We start from the raw sequence: 26,027 nt of genomic DNA, 5'->3' as shown, positions 1-26,027 counted from the left end.
AAAAAAAAAACACTTTAAAAATTCCTTTATCAAAAGATAAATCTATAATTATGAATCTTAAAAGTTTAATAATCTTCTGTTTAGTTGGATTTTTGAAACTAAATGCTCAGCCGACGATAAAAAGTCCAGACGGAAAACTCATAGTTTCGGTTTCTATAAGTAATGGAATTCCATTCTACACCGTTACATACAATGAAAAGAGTTTTATAGAAAAATCTCCTTTAGGATTAAAAACAAATGCAGGAGATTTTAGCTCAGGCTTGTCTTTACAGGCAGATGTGAAACAAAATAAAATAGACGAGACTTACCAATTGCGCAATATAAAACAAAGCAACGTTCATTATATAGCAAACGAAGCCATTTTTTCATTCACAAAAGATAATGCATCCGTCCTTGATGTTGTTTTTAGAGTCAGCAACAACAATGTGGCATTTAAATATAAATTATATCCACAGAAAGAAACACTTTCGGGTGTAGTTCAAGAAGAGGTCTCAGGGTTTTTATTGCCAAAAGGAACTACTACATTTCTTTGTCCGCAAAGTAATCCAATGACAGGATTTGCTAGGACTGCACCTAGTTACGAGACTTCCTATACACTAGATGATGCAGTCGGAAAAAATGGATTAGGAAATGGATATACATTTCCATGTCTATTTAAGGTAAATAACAGCGGATGGGTCTTAATTTCTGAAACAGGTGTAGATAGCGGTTATTGTGCAAGCAGATTAATTGGACATGAAAATGGGTTATATACAATTGGATTTCCGATGCCGGGAGAGAATAACGGAAACGGAACAACAGCACCAGGAATATCACTTACGGGAGAAACAGCGTGGCGCACTATCACAATAGGAGAAACACTTGCGCCTATTGTCGAGACTACAGTTCCGTTTGATTTGGTTAAACCAAAATATAAAGCATCTAAAGAATATCGATATACAAAAGGCACTTGGAGCTGGATTATAAAAATGGATGATAATACCACTTTTCCTGTGCAAAAACAGTATATCGATTTTAGTGCCTCGATGGGATATGAAACTGTTTTAGTTGATGCGCTTTGGGATACGCAGATAGGTCGTGAAAAAATAGCAGAATTAGCAGCATACGGCGCGCAGAAAGGCGTAGGACTTTATTTGTGGTACAATTCAAATGGGTATTGGAATGATGCTCCGCAGGGACCGAGGGGATTAATGGATAATGCCGCTATCCGACGTAGAGAAATGGCATGGATGAATAGCATTGGGATTAAAGGCATTAAAGTTGACTTTTTTGGAGGTGATAAGCAGGTAACGATGAAATTATATGAAGATATTTTAACAGATGCGAATGATTTTGGAATTATGGTCATTTTTCATGGCTGTACCTTACCAAGAGGTTGGGAACGAATGTATCCTAATTTTGCGTCTAGCGAAGCGGTTTTGGCAAGTGAGAATCTGCATTTTGGGCAGCAAAGCTGTGATAATGAAGCTGTAAATGCAGCAACGCATACTTTTATTAGAAATACGGTTGGAAGCATGGATTTTGGAGGAAGCGCTTTAAATAAATTCTACAACAGTGATAACATTGCCAATAAAGGTTCAAAAAGAATGACTTCTGATGTGTTTGCTTTGGCTACTTCAGTGCTTTTTCAAAGCGGCGTGCAGCATTTTGCCTTAGCGCCAAATAATTTGCATGACGCTCCAGATTGGGCTATAAAATTTATGAAAGAAGTGTCTACAGTCTGGGATGAGGTTCGTTTTTTGGATGGATATCCAGGCAGATATGTATTGCTGGCCAGAAGGAAAGGAGCAAAGTGGTATATCGCTGGAATTAATGCTGAAAATAAAACCCTTAGAACAAAACTAAAATTAGACATGTTTTCTTCTGGGACAGCGGTAAATTCTTATACAGATGATGATCAGCTCAATGGAAAAGTAAATGCACTTAAAATAAATAAAAACAAAGAAGTAGAAATAAAAATACCTCGCAATGGAGGGATTGTAATAATCAATTAAAACAACTTGAATAGTACTATTAAAATCAGTTAATCTGATTTGTTTGATCAAAAGTCAGTGCCCTAAAAAGTTAGATACTATTTGGGGTATTTTTAATGAAGAAACCAAACAAGACTTTAGACGGATAGAACTTATACCAAAAAGGATTTCTAGAGTTATTTGCGATAAACGTAAAAGGCTTATCAAAAAATTACAGCTCGATGCAGATTATGGCATTAATCGCATCGGGCTTTTTTGTTTTTTGTAGCGCTACAAATAGCCTTAAGTAGGTTTTGTCATTTTTAACAACCGATTGTTGTTTTTGTTTTCCTTGCCGTTTTTGTTGCTTTTTCTTTATAAGATAAATTGTAAAAGAATGCTTTTTAACTCATTTTAGTACTATATTACTTATTTTATAATCCTATTTATATTAAAATATTAGATTTTTCTTATATTATATTTTTTGTAGAAAATTGGTCAGTTAGCTACTGAATTATTATAATTTATTTGAAATTTATTTTCAAAATAAATTATTATTATTTTTTTAAGCTTAAAAATATTTTTAATGTTTTTATTTTAGTTTTTTTTTGTGTTTATTTTAAATAAAATACAATGCAACCGATTGTTTTATTGATTGTTTTTTTATATTTGTTACCAAAATATTACAATTTTCGGAAATCAATTTTTTCAAAAATGAAAAGATTTCAAAATAAATAACCAAATAAAAATACCATCAATGAACTTTTATTACAAGTAACTTAAACAAACCATTAACTATTTAAACCAAACAAAAAACTATTAAAATGAACTTAAAACTTAAAATTGCACTAATCGGACTGCTGATCGTGGGCAGTCATAGTATAATGGCACAATCAAAGACCATTCATGGCGTGATTACCGACCCATCAGGATTTCCGTTACCTGGTGCCGGTATTAATGTAGAAGGAACGCAGAATAGCGCATCAACCGATTTTGACGGTAAATACTCTTTAAAAGGAGTTAATCCAACCGATAAAGTAACTTTTTCTTATGTGGGCTTAGTATCACAGACTATTACTGTGGGCGAAAGAAGCTCAATCAATGTAACTCTTGTTCAATCTACACAAAATTTAAATGAAGTTGTAGTAGCCTATGGTACTCAAAAGAGAACTAAGGTTACTGGTGCAGTTTCTACGGTAAGCTCAAAAGATATTGCCGCTGTACCTATTACAAATGCTGAATCTGCACTACAAGGACGTGCGGCAGGGGTTACCGTTGTAAATGGTGCACCAGGCTCTAATCCTACAGTTAGTATTCGTGGTCTGGCTACCATGGGAAACAGTGCTCCGCTTTATGTAATTGACGGAGTTTTAACTGGAAATCTTTCTGGCTTAAGCCCTAATGACATTGAGAGCATCTCTGTTTTAAAAGACGCTTCGACTACAGCTTTATACGGTTCTAAAGCTTTTAATGGTGTTATTATGGTGACTACCAAAAAAGGTAAAAAAGGACCAGGTCAGTTAAGCTTTGGTACTTACGTTGGAGGGCAGGAAGTGACAAAAAGATATAATGTTTTAAATACACAGCAATACCTTCAATACGCTAAAGATTTAGGAAGTGATTTAACGGCTAGAGCAGCTGAGTTTGGAAACATAAATACCAACTGGCAAGACCAGATTTTTCAAACAGGACTTATGCAGGATTACAATTTGAGTTTTTCAAATGGTACAGAGAATTCTACAAGCCGCTATTCTGCTGAATATATGAAACAGGAGGGAGCCATTGTTAATACAGGTTTCGAACGTTATTCTTTTAGAGCTAATAATACGCAAGATATTGGTAAATTAAAAATAGGAAGCAATATTGGGGTTTCTTTTAGTACTATTAATCCAGAACGTACTGCAGGAGGAAGAACATTATTAGAACATGCTATAAAAATGGCACCTTATTTACCAATATATAATCAAGATAATTTAGGCGGTTACCAAGGACCGAGCGCTATTGATGGCAATGACGCAGAAAATCCTGTTCGTGTAGCTAATTTAGGATATCAGAAAATAAACAACTTATCTATAATTGGAAACATTTATGCTGAATTAGAAATTTACAAGGGTTTGAAATTCAGATCACAAGTTTCTTTAGATTATTATACAGGTAAAGATCACACTTTCATTCCGAGTTTTCAGGATGGTTCTTACCACAAGCAGGCGTTTTCTTCAACAAACGAAACAAATTCTCAAGGGCAGACGATCGTTTTTGATAATAGTTTGACTTATAAAACTACGATCGCAAACAAACATAATCTGGAAGTTTTAGGAGTTATTACTAAAATTGATGGGAAATCGCAAAGTGTTGCAGCTGGCAGCCGTTACTATATTTCAAATGAAATTGATCAGTTGAGATATAATGAAGGAAGTTTAGGATCTGCAAATTATGAAGAAAAAAACTTAGGGTATATTGTTCGTATTAACTATGACTACGATGACAAATACATGCTGGCAGTTTCAGGACGTAGAGATGCATCTTCTCGTTTTGGATCAAATAATCGTTGGGGTAATTTTTATTCTGTTGCTGCGGGTTGGAATATAGCGAAAGAAAATTTCATGCAAAATTCTATTTTCAGCACATTAAAACTTAGAGCTAGTACAGGAACAACAGGAAATGACAGAATAGAAAATTACCAATACAGCGCTACTTTAATAGCAAATTACAATTATCCAATTGGAGGAGCGAATGCACCTGGAGTTTCTTTGGGAGTGGCAGCTAATCCAGACTTAAAATGGGAATCAAAATTAGATAGAAATATTGGTCTTGATTTTGGATTTTTTGATGAAAAGCTAACGGGTTCATTTGAATATTTCAACAATAAGAGTAGCGATATTCTTTTTGCAGTTCCCCTTGCAGCTTCTGTTGGATCTGCAGGCGGTGGAACGCAGATTCAAAATATTGCTGACGTAAAAGTAAGCGGTTTTGAAGTTTCGATTGGTTACAACGACAGAAAAGGAGACTTTACATGGTCTGCTGTGGCAAATTTAGGTACTAGTAAAAATGAGGTAGTGAGTTTAGCTCCAGGGGTATCGAGCGTTTTAGGCGGACCTTCACCAAGAGCAGGTTTAGAGAATTTTTCAAGATTAGAAGTAGGTCAGCCGCTATTTTACTTTTATGGATATCAGACCAATGGAATTTATCAAAATCAAGCAGAAGTAGACGCTGTTTTTGGCCCAGGACAGACATCTATAAAACCGGGTGATATTAAAATTGTTGATCGTGATGGAAATAAAGTGATCAATTCAGATGATAAAACAAACATCGGAAATCCGTATCCTGATTTTACCTATGGTTTGAACCTTAGCGCAGCGTACAAAAACTTTGATTTCAATTGCTTTATAACGGGTGTGGCAGGTAATGATATCTACAATGCAAATACTTTTGATTTAAAAGGAATGAACCGTTTGTTTAATGCCAGCACAGATGTTTTAGATAGAGCAAATGTTGTCAATGGTGTTGTTACCAATCCTTCTGCAACATTGCCAAGAGCTCAAGGTGCAGATATTAACTGGTCTTCTGCAAACCAGCGTTATATAGAAGATGGTTCTTTTACGAGATTAAAAAACATCGCTTTAGGATATACACTATCTGGTGATGCTTTTAAAAGCTATTTCTCAAAAGCAAGATTCTATGTAAGCGGACAGAACCTTATTACCATTACAAATTACTCAGGTCTAGATCCAGAAATTGCACGTGCAGATGCTAATGCGAACTCAGCAGGTATTGATTTAGGAAGGTATCCACAGCCAAAATCGGTGATTTTTGGAATTGATGTTACATTTTAATATTTAAAAGACGATGAAAAAAATTAAATATATACTTATAGTATTGTCTGGAGTTTTAACCATAACTTCATGTGACACGGGCGAATTAGAATTAAGCAATCCCAATGCTTTATCGCCTGAAACTTTCTTTAAAACTGAGGCACAGGTGCAGTCTGCTGTAAATGCTTCTTATGCAAATCTTCAGACCAGAGGGCTTTATGGAAGAAATCTTTTCTTTGCGATGGATCTTATGGGGCATGACGCTTTAGGGAACCCGCAGTTAGAGGGTAACAAGAAACCTTTTCAGGATTTTTCTTTTAACGGAGGAAATGATATTATTCAATATTACTGGGAATCTTGTTATATGGGAATATCCAGAGCGAATTTTGTGCTAGATAACGAGCAGAAAATTAACGCTCTTCCAGCTTCTATTTTATCTCAGGAAAAAAAGAACAAATATTTAGGAGAAGCTCATTTCTTAAGAGCTTACTATTACTTTCTATTAGTAAAACGTTTTGGCGATTTGCCAATTTATAAAACAAATACTATTGTTGGAAATGCAAGAAGCCCTAAAGCAGAGGCTTATGCTTTGATTGAAGAGGATCTTGTATTTGCATCTCAAAATCTTTTGCCAAGAGCATCAGAATCAGCAGGAAGAGCCAATAAAGAAGCCGCTTATGCACAATTGGGTAAAGTATTGCTATATCAAAAGAAATATACTGAAGCTTTAGCAGCGTTTAATAATGTGACAGGTTTCAGTCTGGAAGATAAAGGGAATTTTTACAACAACTTTATGGAAGAAACGGAACATGGTAAAGAATCGATTTTTGAAATTGAGTTTGATGAAAAAAATGGAACTGGCGATCAATGGGGTGCTGTTGGTGATAGTGGAGGAACAGGCTTTGAGGAGTCAACACTAAGAGGTCAGGAATATGGAAATCTTAGCTGGTATAATGTTTATCCGTCAGACGATCTTTTAGATTCGTATGAAGCAGGTGATAACCGTTTTGGAGATACTTTTTATGTGCCAGGATCGTCTTATTTAAAAGGAACCAAAGTAATGGTAGCAGGTAATTTTACAACCTCTGCAGGTATTAGAAGAGCAGGCTGGAAAAAATATCAAAACTATTACAATAGAGAAGATGAAGCAACAAGATCAAGCATCAACTTTAAAGTAATGCGTTATGCCGACGTGCTGCTTATGAAAGCAGAATGTGAAAACCAAAGAGATGGCGGTTCGCAGACAGTGGCAATAGAATATATCAAACAGGTGCGCGACAGAGCCAACCTGACCACTAACATTGCTCCAACAAAAGAGGCTGTTTTTGCAGCAATTGTTCACGAACGTCAAGTAGAATTTGCCGGAGAACAATCTCGTTTTGATGATATTATAAGATGGGGTATAGCAAACACTGTATTACAAGGAACAGGTTTTACTGCTGGTAAAAGCGAGTTATGGCCAATACCAAACAGAGAAACCTCGTCTAATCCTAAAATAAAGCCTAGTGATAATAATCCTGGTTATTAAGGCTTTAAATTTTGGTTAGTTTAAGTTAAGTTAGTTTTTATAAACAGCGCATTTATTGCGCTGTTTATTGTTTAGAGAAATACTATCGAAGAAAAATCAAATGGCATTTTGAATTAATTGAATCAAAAAATGAAAAATATAAGTAAAATTTTATTGGTGATCATTTCTTGTTTTTTTACAGTAAACATAGAAGCACAAAACCCTATTATTAAGGACATCTTTACAGCAGATCCTGCTCCTCTTGTACATAAGGGAATCTTGTATTTATATACAGGACACGATGTAGCAACTCAAGAGGATACTAATTATAAAATGGCTGACTGGCATGTATTTTCGACAACAAACATGAAAGACTGGAAAGATCACGGAGCGCTACTTTCGCCTAGCACATTTTCATGGGCAACGGGCGATGCTTATGCAGCTCAATGCATCGAGAGAGACGGAAAGTTTTATTGGTTTGTTTCGACATTTCATAAAAAAGATGAGGTAAGCCAAGGCGGTGCAGCAATTGGTGTTGCGGTTTCAGATAGTCCTACAGGCCCTTTTAAAGATGCAATTGGAAAAGCCCTTATAATAAACGAAATGACAACCGATATGACGTACGGTTGGGATGATATTGACCCGACTGTGTTTGTGGATGACGACGGGCAAGCCTATATGTTCTGGGGCAATGGAAGCTGTAAATGGGTTAAACTTAAAAAGAATATGATAGAGCTAGATGGATCTATTACCACTTTTAAACCTAAAAATTACATTGAAGGTCCTTGGGTTTATAAAAGAAAAGGACTTTATTATTTAGTATATGCCAGTGAAGGTACAAAACCTGAAATGATAGAATACTGCACCGCTAAAAATATTACGGGTCCATGGAATTATCAAGGAATTATTCAGGAAAATGTTCAGAATAGTTTTACCACACATCCTGGCATTATAGATTATAAAGGAAAATCATACTTCTTTTATCATAACGGAAGTCTGCCAACAGGCGGCAGCTACAGACGTTCCATCTGTGTAGATTACATGCATTATAATAAAGATGGCACTATTCAGAAAATAATACAAACTGCAGAAGGAGTAAGCAAAATCAAGTAAAAAGCAGATTTAATTTTTCTAATGAAACGAAAGATTTCAAAGCGCAATTTTTTTTCAATTAACTAGTAAAATAATAAAAATAGAAACATGGTTATAGCTAAAGATTTTACAAATAAATACCTGATTAGAACCCGACTTCTACTATTGATTTTTGCAGTGATGGTTCCGTTTTTAGTTATTAGTCAAAATAAAAAGAAAGCGGATAAATCAGCATTAAAAAGACCGCAATACCGTAATCTTTTTAAAGAAGCAGGTTATAGCCAGATTGAAATAGACAAGAAACTGGCCAAAGCCTATTATGATGTTTTTGAAGGGCCAGATAAAGTTTATTTTGAAGAAGGGGATGCTTTAGGATACGTTTCTGATATCAAAAATAAAGATGCTCGTACAGAAGGAATGTCATACGGAATGATGGTTGCGGTTCAGCTCAATAAAAAAGATGTTTTCGATCGTCTATGGAGATGGTCGGTAAAATACATGCAGCATCAAGATGGACCAAGAGAAGGTTACTTTGCTTGGAGCGTAAATCCAGAGACTAAAAAACAAAATTCTCCAGGTTCTGCTTCAGACGGAGAATTGTATTATGTAACGAGTCTGCTTTTCGCTTCTAATAAATGGGGCAATGATACCGGAATAGACTACTACAAAGAAGCCAGAAGAATATTAGATGCTATGTGGAAAAAAGACGGAACGGGTAATGTGCATAATATTATTAATACAGAACATAAGCAAATTTCTTTTGTACCAGAAGGAGGAGGCTACAATTGGACAGATCCTTCTTATCATGTTCCTGCCTTTTATGAAATATGGGCCTTGTATGCCAAAGACGGACATGAGCAGTTTTATAAAGAATGTGCGGATGTTTCGCGTAACTTTTTGCATAAAGCCTGCCATCCTGTTACGGGGCTAAATTCAGATTATACAGAATTTAATGGAGAACCACATCCGACACCTTGGATGCCTCCGGGATTTCGTTATGATTCTTGGCGCGTTCCTATGAACATTGCCATGGATTATACTTGGTACGGAAAAGATAAAGAATGGCAGGAAGACTATGCGAAGCGTTTTCAAAATTTCTTAAGATCTAAAGGATTAGATACTTATGAAGATCAGTTCAATCTAGATGGTTCTACTCCTGAATTTATTCTTCAGGCGGGTCCGGTGAAAAAACTGAGGCATTCAATCGGGTTAGTAGGAACAGCAGCTACAGCATCATTAGTAAATAAAGACAAAGCAAGTATCGATTTTGTTCGTGCGGTTTGGAATGCCAAGCTAGAGCCTTACGAAGACGGTTATTTTGATCCCTATTATGATGGATTAATGTATCTCTTCAGTTTAATGCATCTTAGTGGAAATTACCAAATTATAGCTCCAAAAGGATAATCAAATTTTTAATCTAAAAAAATAGGATTATGGCAGATTTAGCGGTACGGCAAATTATCTTTTTTAATTCCTATGCTAATCTGCCATAGCTTTTTTATGCGAAAAAAGGGCAGTTCCAAAACGGTAATGACTCAATTAATCTTTTACATCTTTGATCTGATCAAAAGCCATATTACTGCTGCCTTCGCCTCTTCCGATTTTCTTTTTCATGCCGAGCCATACAAATACCTCTCCGTTCAGCCAACGCGTACGCTGAAAGGATTGCGATACTTTTACACCTGCTCTTGGTATTTCTTCTTCATGAATGTAATAGGGTAATGGTTTTGGAATTTCGTCCAAACCTTCGCGTAGAATACTGGATTGTGGCTTGATTTTTTTTGGCGTTTCCTGATCTTTTTCTATGATTCTTAATAAAGAGGCACGTTGTAATTGGGTTTCCCTATTATCATTTTTTTTGTGTACGGGAACAAATGGTATCCAGTTTTCTGGAACATTGCTCATAGCCTGATAACTGATTTTGGCTGAATAGGGCAATGTTGCAATTGGGGTATTTTTGTTTACGATGTTTTCATGAAATTGACGCACACGCAATGCCGCTTCGCTTCCTTTTTCGCCAATACCTGCTGGAGACGGAATAACGGTTTCTATTCCCCAGACCATATTCGATATTTCATCCCTTATCAATACAATTTCTTCGATAGGATCACTTTCATGTACTTTCATTGCAGTTGGGGAGAGAAATAGTGTATTATTTTGTTTTTCTGAATGTAATTTATACATACTCCAACTCGTATTCTCTTTGCCTATTTCTTCAGTTGGTTTAATCCAGATCGTTTCTCCAAAGTTGTTTTTCACTGTGAGGCCTTCAATATTGGCTAAAGAACCAATTGGAAGTGTGTATGGTACTAAGAACCAGTCGTTAGCAAAAACCAATCCGAATTCCATTAATAATAGTTTTGAAAGTTCTGTTGTTGAGGGTTTTATATCTCCAAGGTCGGTTTTAGAATCTTCAAATTGCCACCATCTTCGATCCGGCATGCCTTCAAATGCGATATGTGAAGGTATAAAGGTATCTGTGAATTTGTTGAGAGGTTCTCCTGTATTATTCGTTTTTTGTTCTTTAATATCAAATACATACCAATCTGGATGTCCTTGATAATATTCTGCAGCAGACAATTTTTTTTCTGTTTTTTCAGCTGTTGCGCTACACTCAAATTGGTATTCTAATTTATTAGGCAGCCAAGCAGTATTCTTTTCATCATTCGGTTGAAGATATATTTTAGCGTACCAGTCCTTAAAGTCATTTGCGAGATCATTGTCAAGTACTGTTTGATGTCCAGGATCGCTTAAAACAATACCGTCAGATGCGGGTGTGCCCAAAATAATCTTTTCATATAGTGCATAGCCATCCATTGCTCTTCCGCTTATAGCGGCATATTGTTGCCATACATTTTTATGAGCATAAATAGAGGCATTATCACGATTATTTGGCGGCATGGTAAAACCATAATTATCGATATAAATATCTCGATAATTAAGAGCATATTTTTTTAATAACTGCAACCAATATCTGCCCATTTGCAGCCTAATATCAATGCTTATTTTTTTTTCTTCTCTTTTAAAAGCGATCTTCTTCTGTTCTGTTTTTGCTTCGAGAGGGACATTGTTCTCAAAATTTTGAACAGTATTATCAGCCGCTTTGTACTTTTGTAAATGCGAACTGGTAATATGAATTTTTGCAAATACAGGAGAACCTGCATCATCGGCTTTAAATTCTCCCATTTGCCATTGTTTGGTAAGCATCCATAATGCATCTCTTACTTCGGCTTTTAGTGCGCGGTCAAAATTATGGGTGCGTGGCCTTCCTTCAAGTCTATTCCACATCATTACGGTAGGGAATAACTTTAACTCAAGCGCTTCTCTGATATCTTTAATAGGACTAACCATTGTTTATTTTTTTATAAATATTATTGTTTTGAGCCAGATTGATAGAAGCGGTAATCCAATGCATGCTTACAGCCATTATGGTCGCAGGAAGAAAATGTCCATATCTTGAACCTTCTATTTGGGCAGGTTCTACAGCACGTTTTTTAGCCATCTGTAGAGTTTCCTCCATAGATTCAATGATATCGTTCCATTTCCAATTTCCGGTTATCTGCGGAGGCGTTACCAAAAACATTGTTTGCGGAGGTTCGCTATTAGGTTGATCATAATGAAAAGCGATTCCGGTTGTTTCTTCATTCGCAGGAATTACTTCTGTCCATTCATCTATTACAATACCGCATTGTGGTTTGGTGTTATCATAATCTTTTGCAAAATGTGCCGTATAGAGCAGCTTATCATTTTTGATGTTAAAGATGTATTTGCCATTTTCATCTTTTTCTGTGGCGGTATCCTCTCTAAATTTTACAGCCAGCCAGCGATCATTTGATTGATAAGGAAATTGTAGGGCAGTAAGGTTTACTTCGACTGTTGGTTTGAATGCATCGGTGAGAAAAACAATGTTTTCCCAATGATGCACTTTATCTCTCACTCTGGCAACTCCTCCCAGCCAGTCTTCAACTGGAAATAGGCTGTTTTCTGTTGCTTTTATAAAAGTTAATAATTGGTCTTTATCAGTAAGAGCGTTATTAAATTCGGCGGCAGAAGTACTATTTAGTGTAAAGCGTGGCAATAGTAAAGCTTCATCTCCCAATATTGTTTTTGCAGCTTTTATAAGGGCAGCAATTTTATCGGAATTAACAACTGTTGCATCAGCCTCGGCTATTAAGGCTTTACTATTGATTATTTTTTTCTCAATATATTTTTGAAGGTTGTTTAGAGATACTACAATATCTTCTTTCAATAAAGCCAATTGCAATAGCTCTGTGTTAGTATTGTTACTTTCGGTTACGGTGTCAAATGCGACGGTATCGAATACGCTTACCTCTTTAATGGTTGTATTTACATCTGATAAAAAATCAATAATTGTGGTTTTGTTATTTGTTTTTAGTGCTTTAATGTTATTCAATAAACTAATAAAATCGGCTTTCTTAGTATCAAATGCAGTTTTATAAGCAGCCAATGGTAAAACTGGAAAAGTAGAAACAGATGAAATTTGCTGCTCTGCTTTTTGAAGTAATTCTATTTTTTCGTCAGGATCGGCTGTTGTAGTATAAGCCGACATTATGAGTTCTACTTCAATTAATTTTTTATTCCATCTTTCTATCAGAATATCTAGTTTGGTAAATACATTTTGATAAATAACAGCCACGCCACTATGAATAAAGCCAATTCCTGTTTGCACGTTATCAAAAAGGGCTGTTTTTAAATACTGCGTAGAAATATCTTTTACCAAGGTGTCAAAATGGACAAAATCATTTGCATACAGCTCTAGGTAGTTATCATAGGTTGATTTTAAAGTATTAATGGTTGAAGGAACACCTATAGAATTAATACTATTTTCAAATGCAGTCAGGATCGTAGCTTTGTTAGCAGGATTTGGGTCAGCAAGATAGTTTTTGAGATCAGATTTTAATTGTATAATGATGTTGTCTTTAATAGATGGGTCAGTTAGGAGTGTTCCAATATCATTAGAAAGTTGTGCCGAAATGCTGGTAAACGAATGTGTGTTGGTGCTAATATTTTCTAAACTTGTTTTGACACTATCAAAATCAATAGCTATTAAATTTTCTACCGTTGTCTTCAATCTCGCATCATCGAGATTAGTAGGTGTTGCAGATTCTGTTGATAACAGCACCTGAGTAGGAGTTATCGCTTTAGATCCGATCAATATTTTGCGTAAGCTTTTTATTAGGGCAGCCAATTCAAAGAAAGAAACATTCGCTTTATTTGTTGTATTTACAGCTTCGGTATAATTTATTTTGATGGTTGTTTTTGGATGATTTGATTTGGTGTAGCGTACGAAATTCAATATTCGATCATCCAATTCGGTCATTGATTGCTCCGTATCTGTGTTTAATACGTATAAAAGATCAATTGCTTCCAGTCCCAATTCTTTTTGAGAAACGGTGATTGGAATATCGGCCTGAAGAGGCGTACTGTAGACTACATTACAGATCACATTTTCTGGTGCGGGTAAATTTTCGATAAGCCATTTGTTAACAGCAGGTTCGGCTTTTGCTCGAGCTATTGCACCTGAAATTACGGTTGCATCACTATCGAATTGAATAGCCATTCGATGTGTAAGGGTTACACCGCTTCTAGGGGTGTTGATAATGTCAATATCCGGCGGATAATCTCCTTTGCTAAATGCATTTGCGTTTCCGGATGCTCTTTCAAAATTTCCCTGCACTACCTGATAAACTTGTTCTGCCATTACAAGATCGGATATCGCATCGTTGATATCGATAATGTAGTCGAGTTCTTCTTTTATTGCCTTAGCCTGATCTGGAGTGGCCGTGGGTAAATTAAAAGTTGATGCCAAACCAAAAGGATATACTTTAACAGAGGCTTCTCTGACATAATTAATGAACTTTAATCCATCAAGAACATTGTTTGCCGCTATCATTTCTTCATTTTCTTCAGGTTTTGATTTAGTGTCTATAAGATTATCTGCCACCAACGGAAAGACTTTTCTTAAAGGCAAAATAAATTTATCTACTTCACCTTTGCCAAGACTGTATTTGTCATGCAAACCTCTTTCAAATTGGTAGCCAAGTAATGCCGCAAGAGGCTGACCATTACGCATTCCTTCTAAAAAATTAGCAGCTACACGCACTCTGTTTGATGTGAGGTTTATGGCAAAAGGATTGTCGCTGCCGGCATCTTTGTTGCTATCATAAGCGTTGCGCAAAATAGCAGCGGTGGCGGCCTGGTCTAAGGAAGGCGCGTGTATGAAACCAAGATTTTTGCTGTCTGATTGGAGCGGAGTACTGTTTTCTTTATTGAATATTTCATTCAGTTCAGGTGTAAGGGCTTCGGTTGTAAGTGTTCTATTTTGTGGCTCGACATCCAGCAACAAGCCATAAGCGCCAAGATAAATGCCTTTTGAGGTTTTAGTATTTTTGCTGTTTCTTAAACGTTGTTCCGTAAGTTTGTATTGTACCAAACCCGTTTTCCATGCATCAATGCGATAGCTGCAGCAGTCTAGATGTTCGGTTAATAAACGTTCTAATCTTGCGGTTGGTGTTTTCTCCAGTATTTTCAGAGCATCAATTGTTTCCTTCAATTGTTCCGTCTCTGCCAGATTGTGTAAAATATTGGGTTTCTGGATATAATCTATTAATTTCGTTGTAGCATCTCCAGTGATAGTAGGATAGGTACTGAATAAATGTTCGTATTTACTTTTTCCAATACCTTTGGCTTCTACATGTAAAAAATCAGGATCTTTAAATACTTTCCTGCTGGCAATGAGATTGTTTGTTGCCAACACATTTGCCGCTGCATTGGATTGTGATTGGGTAAGCGCGTGTTTTAAAAGTAAATAGAGTAGTGCTGTCGGGGCTTCTTGATCACCAAAATCATCTCTGCGTACGTTATCGCCTGCTGTTGCAACCAGCCATTCGATATAATTCAATCCGTTTGCACTATAGGGACGGATAGCAGATGTTTCGGAATCGGGTACATCATCAATAAATGGGCCGCTCAACAGATTAGGACGACTCAGAAAGAATTTTTCAAGTATAGGAACGGTGTCAATTCCAAGCTCATTTAAAATTTGCTTTGCTTTTTCCTGCATTTTCTTTTCAAATTTTGGTGTTAAAAGAAAATGATGCTGCAGATTTAGCTGATTATGCATTTGATTTTTCGACTGTGCATAGCGCTGATGAAACTCAACTGAATTGGCATTCAATGCTAGAATTTTTAATAATAGCTTGTGGGCATCATCTGTTGTTTTGCCTATGTGTGCGACATCTATTAATAATTCATCCCAAGTGCTGTCCATTTTCATCAGCCATCTGTGAAGTCTTGGCAGAAATGGTGTTCTAATGTTGTTGGATAAGTCTGTGTTATTGTCTCTTCCTAAGAAATTTAATTTGGAATAGACAGTTATCGGCAGAATTCCGTAAGGCTGTTTTCCGATTCGTATGGCCGGTATAGGACCTCGTCCTGAAACGAAACCAGAGAAGAATGCTTTGGTAGCTTCGATATCCCTGTCGGTGAATAATGGATCCATCATTTCATCCATAAAATAGCCCAACGTTGCTGGAAAAAGTGCCGTATTCATAGCGTAAGCTTCTAACTGATCTTTACCATTGGCATTTTTTACATTTTTTAATATGGCAGGATCTATTCCAAGGCAATCAGCCAGTTTTTCGCCATCTGATTTTTTATCTGGTGTATCTGCCGAAACAAAATCTTCAGTATTGCTAAAAAACGAATCAAAACTATCATCGCCATTATCAGTCCAAGTGTATGCAGCAGGTGCGTCTTCAGTGTTATTTGTAGGTGCTCCCTGTTTTATTAGTTCAAGACCATTTTTGCTGTAAAAATGATCCGTAAATAAGGTTTCCAGTTGTTCTTGGCCATCAGCTTCATCAGAGGTGAATCTTATGCCTGTAACAAATAATTTTTTAAAACCGGTTTGCGCTTCCTCAGGTGTAAGGTCTATTTTTGTTGCCATTCCAGCCTGTTCTGCTTTTTCAAAATCTACCATCCAGCTCAATTCGTCATTGAGAATAAGATTTTTATCATCATCTTTCTTAAGCTGGTCATCTCCTGTTAAAGAGGGATCCACACTTACAGCCAAATGATCTTTGACAGGGTTATTAAACAGGATTGTTTTTTTTACATTTCCATCAAAGGTGGTTACTACAAACTTATTAGGAAGTCCCATTGTTTTAGCTGACTGTGTCCAGGAACCATTTTTAGCGGTATAATCAGGAAGATCGATTTCAGAAATTATGATTTTACTGCTGTCTTGTTCTTCAGGTATTTCATCACTAATATTTTCCGGAATATAGTTTTCTTGTATTGATGTTGCTGTGGCAGAGTTTGTTGCCGCGGTTAAAATTTCTTTTGCCTTATCAATTTTTACAGTGTCGCCTTTGGCAAACCAAAATGCTGACCAATATTTTGTTGCGGCATCTTTTTCAGCCGAGCTTAAGGAAAGAGAAGAGTTTACCACAAAAATTTTATATTCCGCGCTAGGCCTTACAGTTTTACTATTGGCAGGTTTATACTCTTTTATGATATAAGCAGAACGCCCCGTACCATGGCTATTTACCAAGCTTCTCCAGGCCGCTTTTTCATCTGCTTTTATGCCGCCTGCTTTCCACATTTCTATCCAAAAGGCTTTTGCATTTTTCAATTCAGATTCAGATAATAGCTCTTCTTTGCTATTGATATTACAATCATCGGGATAAACTCGTAACCAAAGCTGTTTTTGATTGCCAGTTGATTTGAATCTTGTTTCTAAACGTAACGGAAACATCAGAATGGGAATGTTGTCGTTTAATTCTGTGATCTTTTTTATAGGATCAAGTTGTGCTAAAAAAGCATTCGTTATCTGTTCGTAGTTGGCCTTAATCGATTTTTTTGAATCTCTTAGTTCTCCAATATCTTTTATTATTTGGTTTCTTTGTTTTTCATTGAATAACTTCTTTGATTCGCGTTCTTGTTCATTAAGACTTTTTAGTTCTTCCTTTTCGTCAGCATTTAGTTTCTCCAATGCAGCTTGCGCCTTTTGAATTTCAATGTTCACCGCAGCCGATTGTTTTCGGTTACTGTTTTGTGCGTCCTGTATGTTTTTTAGATCACTCATAATTAAAGTTATTTGGGTAACATTCGGCTAGCATGTACTCCAACAAGTACTGGAACCTGATAAAGGATATAGGCAAGTTCTGCGGCATTGGTGTCAGGAGACCATCTTGCTTGCACATCATCTGGGTGTTCTATATTTTCCTGATCATCAGCATTGGGTGTTTTTAAGGTCACTGTTTTATTCATTTCAATACAACTTCCGTCAGCCGTTTGAATATCTTTCCAAGAAAGGTTGTTCCAGTTTACAATTTTTTCCACTCCTGCCGCATTCTTCGCTTTTTCAATGTCTAGTCCAAAGCGCAGTTCACCTGGTCTTTCTTTTATGACAAAAAACCAGCCTGGATCATCCGTTATTGAAGTTGGATTTAATTTACCTCTTGCTTCCTCGTCATCAAGATCAAATCCAAAAAAGTAAATATCAGGTTCTACTTTTGCTTCAAACAAGGGCGTTTTGATAATAGATTGTGGTGGATTTTTTTCCTCCTCTGCCGAAAGTTTTGCAAAAATCCTTTCTTCACTTACACTTCTGGGTTTTGGAGCGGGCTGGTCTGGTATAATAGTTTGATCAGGTCCCCAATCTGCTTTATGTGCATATATTACTGCTGTTGGGTATTTTTTCAGTAATTCTCCTCTTATCACCAATACCAATTGTGTTTTTCCGCTTATTAGCGCCCTTTGGTTATGCTGACCCAGTTCATTTTTCAATGGAGAGTCTGCTTGCGAAGGAAAAACTTTTGCAGTATTAATTTTTGACCATTCGTGTATTTTGGGAATATCTCTTAATTTTTCTCTTAATTCTTGTGCTGAGGTTTCCGATTCAGGTTGTGGAGGCAAGAAGCTTTGTACGTCCCAGAATTGTCTAAAATAGGAACCTCTTTGATCGGTTGGATATTCTCTCCACAATAATTCTCTTGACATTTCATGATTAATGCCGACCATATAAGATTCAATAAACTTTTGGTTGTTTTCTAAAAGTGTAATGCTATTCTGTTCGATAAGGTTGATATTTGGCAGAAACAATTCTGAAGACATTTCGCTCAATGGCTTATACATCGGGATATCGATCTCCGGATATACCATTACTGGCGCAAATTGTTCTACCATATTGGTGGCTATACGAGCCGGGATAGTAATACTGTGATGGGTTCTTTTAGGAATAGTAATAACGGGATTTAGTGAGCTTACCACTGAAGTAGTTAAGTCTTTTAAATCCACAGGTTTTCGTATAGGATCTGGAAACTTAATACTTATCAATGTAAAAGCATCTTTTAAAGCAGTTTTAAATTTAATGGCTTCTTCACTGTCTGTACTGCCAGTTGTTGGTGTATAAGTGCTTCCGGGTAATGTTATGACAAAGCCTGGACTAACAGGATAATGGTCTACTGCAGCAGGCGTTTGACTGTCTTGTGTTACAGCAGTGGCTGCCATAACATCGTTGTTCCATTTTTTTAATTTTAGATAGAACCATACCAATGCAGCTCCTATAAGTCCCAATACCACAGATCCGCTTAACGATGCGGCGAATAGTAGCATGAATAAGAATAGCAATATCAATAATAACAGAGGCAAAAACTTGAACCACTTGTATTTTTTTAAGAGCTCTACAATCAATTGCGGAATATCTGTTGGGGCCATCTCCTCGGCCAGATCGGTGAGGTTTATTGCGCCTTCGGGATCTGTTTTTGGCGGTGTAACAACAACTTCGCCGTTGTTTATTCTATCTATTAAATTATAAGGCGTAACAGTATCAGAAAAGTTTAGTTTCTTCATAAAACCGCCTCGAGTTCTTGTAATGCTGCGAAATTTGCCCGAAGTCATTACAGCTGGTATCGTACTTTCTGATATGGTTTGATAGACAGTAAGGTTTTTGTAGATAATCCTTTTTTGAACGGGTGACGTAAACATAAACGCTTTTTCGGTAATCAGGGGCGTCAGATGTTTGTTATAATATTTTAAAGATACTTGCAATGCGAGTTGTGCAAATCTGAACTTGTTGTTAATCTCTGTAACACGACCTACTTGCTCCCAAGCCGCTTGCATATATTCTTCTTGATTTTTCTGAATAACTTTAGTTCCTATCCCCGCAGCTGTCCTGAATCTCGGATCAAGGTTTAGCTCATGTATCCAGTTTTTATTGTTGGGAAGGTCTGTACTATCGCTGGTTTTCAATAAACGTTGCTGTAGTGCGTGCCATGTGCCATATAATGGAGAAGTGATTACTGGATCTGGATCACCTTTTGTAGGATCATCTTCTGAAATAATTCCAGCATCAAAATTTACCTGCTCCATAGTATTTGCTGCAATGCTATAATCATCAGAAAGATTTATTCTTGCGGCCATAGCCTTGGTAAATTGATGCGGATAGGGATGTTCATCCCATTCATCATATTTTTTTGCAATTGCTTTATCGGCGGGCTTCATCGAATCAAAAGGAACTCTTAGTGCGCCACCGAGTTTTAAAATATGGTGGAGTTCAGGGTCATTTATCGGAGGAAGATTAGAGCCTGGATGTATCACGTCTATATCTCTTACTCCAATACTTTTATCAGCAAGCTTTGGCTGTAATAGGTTTACTAAATATTCGAAGTCACCCATATTGCCTGTTTTGAAATGCCAGCGATGGTAATACGGAAATTCGGAAACGTTGCTGTCATCCCATGCACATTTACTTGCTACTAATGTTGAAGGAATTTCGTAGTCTAATCCAGCAAGTCTCCCGCTTTCAAAAGTGGGAATAAGAAAAGCATAGTATCCAATATTGGGTTCCAGTTTTCTTGGACAAATGATTCTAGAGTAGGCATTATCAGGATTTTTATTAATTAAATCATTAATAGCATCTGTAATAGTTTCTGAGTTTGCAGTGTTTGCGTCTGCTCCATTAGAAAGATCTGTATTTATGTGTACGTGTGCCCATGCCCAAAGTTCTGATGATTTCGGGAAAATATCGGCACTATTTTTTCCGCTTTTCAATTTAAAGAAAGGCAGCGGTTTATCTTTCATATTCTGACCCTCTTCAAATTCATCTTCTTTTAGTACGACGAGCGTGAGCCAAGGGCGAAGCTTGTTTTCGGAAGGTCTTGCGGGCGTGTATCGCCATGGAAAATCTTCTTCGTAAAATTCGATATAAGGTAAATAATTAGGTTCAAAATTTGTGATCCAGTTTCTGGGCTCTGTTTTTACAATTGCCTTGCTATCTATACCTACAATGTCACCAGGTCCATAAAGTTGAATTTCTTTAGCTGGTAATATTCTGTTGTCTTCCGTTTTTCCATCTACTTTTATTGCTTCAATTTCGAGTGCTACTTTTATAGAGGCACGCAAAAGCACAGAACTATCATTGTCGAATTTAATGATGTTGTTAGATAATCCTTGGCGTAACCATGGTAAAAAAGAGTAGTTTGCTAATGTTTCGCTCATGATGATTGTAATTCATAATTAGGAATAATTTGAAGCTCCTTTTTCAGTCCTGGCTGTCTGGCAATTTGCTCCTCCATATAAGTCTGCGCCATGATCTCACTTTCAAATGTTGCGTGCGCAGTGTGCGCCTTATTGTTTGATTTTAAGGCTACAGTATAACCTTCTTCTTTTATAGAAATTTTTTCTGCAAAAGGCTGCATTTTATTCAAATGAGATTTAGATAAAGTAGACTTAGATACACTGTTTCCTTTTAGGAAATGATTGAACAAGATGCCGATTTCCATAAAGAATCTTCCTTTTCTAAATGGTTTTATAGGCTCTTTATCGATAATGGTAATTTCATACGCGACATTTTTTCGTACAAATTTTCCATTTTTGATAATTGTATTACTCAATGATATTTGAACGCCGTTTGGCATTTTTTCGAAAGAAGGCTTAGACAGTTTTTCTGAATCGGTAAGGTTTTGATATTGTGCTCGGGCGAAGTTGTCGTTTACTTCTGTGATTTTTAGTTCATTGTCATCACTAGTTGCTTTTTTAATAGTGATTTTTTGTACGTCGTTCACTTTTTGACTTCCTACTTTATCAATTTTTACCTGTAATGGCAGTATTTTTTGTTGTACTACCAGTGATCCTGCAGGATGTAACACAAGAGGCGCTGTTGCCGACTCTTCCATTTTTCGAAGTGATACTAAAAGATTTTTGTTATTTGACAGTATGGTACTCCAGTATTCTCTTTTCTGTAAATCGTCGAGGAATTTTTGATAGATAGCCACTTCTGGTATGGCTGTGTTTTTTTCTTCTCCCCAAGTAACATCAAAGTCGGCAGATATTTCGAAAAATAAGATAGAAACACTACCAGTACCTTTCGCTCTCCATGGAGTTGGTCCTTCAAGAGACATTCTCACCCTTACACTTAATATATCAATACCAGCGGCACTAAGTTTGAAGCTGGAGGATACTTGAATAATAAAATAGAATGGGCTGAACTGGAACAAGGCATCAAAACCAATACTTCCTTCTATGATACAGGCTCTAAGATCAAATTTAATCTCTGCTTTAGCACCAAACTGTACCGTGTTGGATGTTACTGCCTGATAACATTCTACCCGTATCAAGGCAATGTCTGTATTTAGGATCGTGAGAGAAAGGCGTTTCATGGTGGGTAATGAAAGCGGGGGAGGTGTGTATGACGGATGAAAACCTCCTACACTCAATAAAAAATCAGGTTCATCGCCCCATTTCAAACGCACTGCCATATCGCCTTCCAGAGTCATAGTAAGAATAAATGATTCATAGAGACTCGCGTCGAAGGTTAGCATTTTCTTGTCAAAATCGATAGTTCCTACAAATAGAACCTGTATTTGAACTAATGGCGTTTGCTCTGTTGGCAATGCTACTTTAAGTACTCCCAGAATAGCAATATTTCCAGGTATTTCAATAATAATACCAAGTGAAAGTGTAATCAAAGTTGGCGTTCCCCAGCCAATTTTTCCCATAGGGCCAATTAGAAATCTTTCTTCATAGGGAGGGAATATCGATTTTAGATCACTAATAATTCTTGGTGCGTTGGCAATTACATTTTGTGGAAACATGATACTGTTTACTGCTCCAGTACGCACGGCATTTCTTAATGGATCCAACAGCATGGTTCTATTCAATCCCAATAATCCGCCAACAGCATTCAATGTGAAGCCATAACCTAGTTGAAATGGAGGAAAGAATTCTGCCGTGATAATAATAAGCATTGAAAAACCTTTACTGCCATCTGGCATCTTTGTCGTAATCAAGCCTATTGCTTTTGCAGAAATAAATCCTGCAATTGTCAGTTCTAGTACACCAGCGTATTCTTCTTTTTCAAAATCAAAAAATAAGTAACCGCCGCCAATGACTGCTCCAGCATTTACAGAAAGACCCAGTCCATTTGGTGGCTTAAAGCCAAAACCCAGATCAAATGGCCCCATATTTCCACGGTTATTTTCGGGGAAACTTAAATTGGTGCTCACTCCAATATTTTCTACAACCACTGTAAGCGGACCCAATTCGCCTTTAAAGTCAGCACTTACCGATATAGGTATTTTTCGGTCTTCTATTTTTATTTCGATGGTGATACCGCTAATTTCAATAGGTCCCAATGAAATGTGGATGGGCAATTGAATCTGTATTCCTGCACTTCCTTTAAAGTAAATGCCATTTTTAGTGGAGTATCCTACAGTAAGATCGAGAGGAACTTCTATAGGATCCAACGGCAGTACAGAAGAAATAAATCCATCTCCGCCACCTAAATCTATTACCACACGTGAATCTTTAACGGCAATTTCAATAGTAAAATCATTGCCTTGCTGGTTTACTTGAGCTTTACCAGTTAATTCTATGGCTCCTATTTCGAGTCTGGAAGATTCTGGCGCACCTAATTGTACCAGATGTTCTGGGCCCGATATTCGAAAAGTTACTTCAATACTACCATTAATAGCAGAGGCAGCAGTAAGATCAAATAAAGTTATGGCCGTCTTGGGTCTTATTTCTACCCCTGTGGTTTTATCTATTTTAAGTCCGCCCTTAATAAGTAAGGAAAAATTTTCATTGATTACAATTTCTGTTTCAGCACTTCCGATAAAGAATGGCGACACTGCCAACCCTGCGTTATTTGGAGTGCTATCTGTGGCAATTGGATAGACTTCTAGTCCAGCTTTAACCGTATCAAGATCAAAAAATGGTACATACAAGGCATCACCACTTAAACTATATTGTGAAGTAATATCTCCAGTAGGCATATAAACGCCAGTTTGTATTTCTAGCGCATTTAGTAAATGTTCAATATTTTCTATTAATAATTTACCATCATAAGTTGGTGTACCCCATCCGTAAACAATTTCTGGTATGCGATGTGGTTCCTGTAGAAAAATGATTAATCTTTCCCATTCAATACGATATTGTTTGTAGGCAATATGGGCAGGCAATGCCGCTGGTTGGTAGCTATTATCAAAAATACCAATGAAGAGGAAGAAAGCAGAAATTTTTGGATGTTCATACTGCAGATGCCGCATGATCGTATAATCAAGAAGCTGTCTAGGAAACTTTGTGCCAAAATCAGATAATGTTGCGCCAAGACCAAGATTATCTTTGATGGAATCAAAATCGGTTATTACATTTTTTAGTGATCCGATAAGCGATCCGTAATCGGAAGTATTATTAAGATTAATGGAAGAAAAGCTATTGATAAATTTAAGAGGAGACGAAGAGAGGTCTGTACTTTCAGGAACATTCCAACCCAAGTTGCGAAGGAAGTATAAAGTGGTTTGAGGAGACTTTACAGGATTGCCTATATCATTGAGCACACCATTGATGGCTTGTCCTAGCTCTTCAATTAATAACTCAAATGTACTTTTATCAGCCGCCATTTTTTAATTATTTTAAGGTCTTGGGTAAAAAGTTCGATACAAAGCTTCTAGCAGTGTTGGGTCTATCTTTTCTATAATTGCATATTTACATACATAACAAAAATCATTATCATAACTTGTACTTTTCATTCTGCACGATCCTGCAGGAATATATACACCACAGCCTTCTCTGGCGCCCCCTTCATATAAACCTATAATTCGTTGCGGATAGCGAATACCATTTCTTATCGATACAGGTGGATACTTCGTAGATCCGTCAAAACCAATATTGGCGCATACGGTACCTGCAGGTCGCTCCCATAGCGGTTTGAGGTTGGTTTGCATATAAGTAAAGGCATCGGTGCCGATTAATTTTTCTGAGCTGCCGGGATAAGCGTCTTTGTACCATTTGGCCTTGCTGGGGTCAAATGCATTCGTAACAGTATCAAGCACATCTCTCCGTGTTACAGCATTAGGACGCACATCAGTACCATCAAAATGGCCTGCTGTAGTTGCGATGGCTGGTGTGTTTATTTCAGAATATTCATCTATAAGTCTAAAGTGCGAATGGCCTAATTCATGCATGCTCACGGCAGCAAGATTATTATAATTATTTCTTGGAGTGCCCGGATTATGGTCTATACCCGCAGCAGAAGTTGATAATCCTTGAAAACCAGGCTGATCGCCCAAACAGACCATTGCAAAATCGGGATGCCCGCCTCCACCATATTTATCATCATTTACCAATACAATAACTAATGCATGGTCTTTTCCTGTAGAGGAAGAGACACCACTTGGAGGAGCAGCCCAACATTGCGGTATTAAATTATCTGCCGCAGCTTCAGAAGGCAAAGTAAGCGTAGCAATAAAATCCATTATTAATGTTTGATCACCAGTTTTAGGTCCTATAAGTCTGGCCATTGGCGTTCCGTTTATCAGATAACCATAAGTTAGTCCCAATGCATTTGATTTTTGTATCATAGTCCCAATAGCCGCTCCAGCTGTGCCAGGATTGTCTGGAACTGTTATCCCATTAGCGTCGACAGGCACGGCACATGAAATACCCGAGCTCGGTGATGGTGTAAATGCTTTAAAAATATTAAAGTGTTCTTTAACTCCTCTAAGATTAAAAGGAGCCTTTCTAAAAAATCGGATCACAATTTCATTTATTGTTCTATCAAAAAGAGCTCTATCAGCTGCACTAAAGCCATCGCCTAAAAAAAGAAGATTTTTTTTGTCCTTTGTTGGACCATTATAGATAATGGTTTCAAGTGTTATACCTGCAGGGATAGGAGTTGGCATATTAGTTTCTTTTTATTAATAAGTAAATTGAAAATCATATATCCGTGTCGTTTATTCAATCAAAAAAATTACAATGAAAATGCAAAACTGATTTTCGCTGTTACGAATGATATTTGAGAAACATCATTTGTTTTAACTATAATTTTTCAAAAAAACACACTGAAATTGTATATACAAAAATTGGATTATTTAAAAAGAAGGCTTGATAAAATTTTGTATATGAGGCAGTTATAGAAGTAAAATTTTTGCTAAGATAAAAAAAAAAGAAAGACCTTCATTTTTTTTAACAATTGATTACTTACCGTATAATAAAAACTTCTGCAATAAGTGTGAGAAGTATTAGACATATAAAAGAGAAAAACCTGCGAATCCCAAGATTTGCAGGTTTTTCTCTTTTATACTTTTTATATACACTATTATAAATTGATAATTAATTGACAATTGTGAGAAAAAAGAT

At 36.7% G+C, this 26,027-nt stretch carries 10 protein-coding genes; 5 read left to right on the top strand and 5 right to left on the bottom strand.

From position 1 onward, the window contains the following. Nucleotides 1–50: 50 nt before the first annotated feature. The 5 genes from SOM12_RS18645 to SOM12_RS18625 all read left to right on the top strand — a co-directional run bounded on the left by SOM12_RS18645 (nucleotide 51) and on the right by SOM12_RS18625 (nucleotide 9,767). The gene (locus SOM12_RS18645) at nucleotides 51–1,994 is read left to right on the top strand and encodes a glycoside hydrolase family 97 protein (protein ID WP_320494819.1); all 1,944 of its coding nucleotides are present in this window, start codon (nucleotides 51–53) and stop codon (nucleotides 1,992–1,994) included. 782 nt (nucleotides 1,995–2,776) lie between these two features. Beyond that, entirely contained in the window at nucleotides 2,777–5,785 is a 3,009-nt protein-coding gene (locus tag SOM12_RS18640; protein ID WP_095931820.1) for a SusC/RagA family TonB-linked outer membrane protein, read from the top strand. A gap of 13 nt (nucleotides 5,786–5,798) precedes the next feature. Beyond that, nucleotides 5,799–7,292: a RagB/SusD family nutrient uptake outer membrane protein gene (locus SOM12_RS18635; protein ID WP_320494818.1), complete on the top strand. Its 1,494-nt coding sequence runs from the start codon at nucleotides 5,799–5,801 to the stop codon at nucleotides 7,290–7,292. A gap of 129 nt (nucleotides 7,293–7,421) precedes the next feature. Next, complete coding sequence (locus SOM12_RS18630; protein ID WP_320494817.1) at nucleotides 7,422–8,384, top strand: glycoside hydrolase family 43 protein; 963 nt, start codon at nucleotides 7,422–7,424, stop codon at nucleotides 8,382–8,384. A gap of 87 nt (nucleotides 8,385–8,471) precedes the next feature. Beyond that, nucleotides 8,472–9,767 carry a glycosyl hydrolase family 8 gene (locus SOM12_RS18625; protein WP_320494816.1) on the top strand — a complete coding sequence of 432 codons (1,296 nt, stop codon included), beginning with the start codon at nucleotides 8,472–8,474 and terminating at the stop codon, nucleotides 9,765–9,767. Between the two features lie 135 nt (nucleotides 9,768–9,902). Here SOM12_RS18625 and SOM12_RS18620 read toward each other — a convergent pair whose 3' ends face one another. From SOM12_RS18620 to SOM12_RS18600, 5 genes are all read right to left on the bottom strand, one after another. After that, nucleotides 9,903–11,714: a hypothetical protein gene (locus SOM12_RS18620; RefSeq protein WP_320494815.1), complete on the bottom strand. Its 1,812-nt coding sequence runs from the start codon at nucleotides 11,712–11,714 to the stop codon at nucleotides 9,903–9,905. Next, nucleotides 11,707–17,472 carry a hypothetical protein gene (locus SOM12_RS18615; RefSeq protein ID WP_320494814.1) on the bottom strand — a complete coding sequence of 1,922 codons (5,766 nt, stop codon included), beginning with the start codon at nucleotides 17,470–17,472 and terminating at the stop codon, nucleotides 11,707–11,709. The genes SOM12_RS18620 and SOM12_RS18615 overlap by 8 nt, the downstream gene beginning before the upstream one ends. 8 nt (nucleotides 17,473–17,480) lie before the next feature. Next, entirely contained in the window at nucleotides 17,481–20,888 is a 3,408-nt protein-coding gene (locus SOM12_RS18610; protein WP_320494813.1) for a hypothetical protein, read from the bottom strand. Then, complete coding sequence (locus SOM12_RS18605) at nucleotides 20,885–23,935, bottom strand: DUF6603 domain-containing protein (RefSeq protein ID WP_320494812.1); 3,051 nt, start codon at nucleotides 23,933–23,935, stop codon at nucleotides 20,885–20,887. The genes SOM12_RS18610 and SOM12_RS18605 overlap by 4 nt, the downstream gene beginning before the upstream one ends. 366 nt (nucleotides 23,936–24,301) lie before the next feature. Then, complete coding sequence (locus SOM12_RS18600) at nucleotides 24,302–25,318, bottom strand: M64 family metallopeptidase (RefSeq protein ID WP_253251882.1); 1,017 nt, start codon at nucleotides 25,316–25,318, stop codon at nucleotides 24,302–24,304. Nucleotides 25,319–26,027: the final 709 nt, after the last annotated feature.

Origin of the sequence: Flavobacterium sp. CFBP9031, from assembly GCF_034044945.1 — a bacterium.
GTDB lineage: Bacteria > Bacteroidota > Bacteroidia > Flavobacteriales > Flavobacteriaceae > Flavobacterium.
This window is presented reverse-complemented; position numbering and strand designations above follow the sequence as displayed.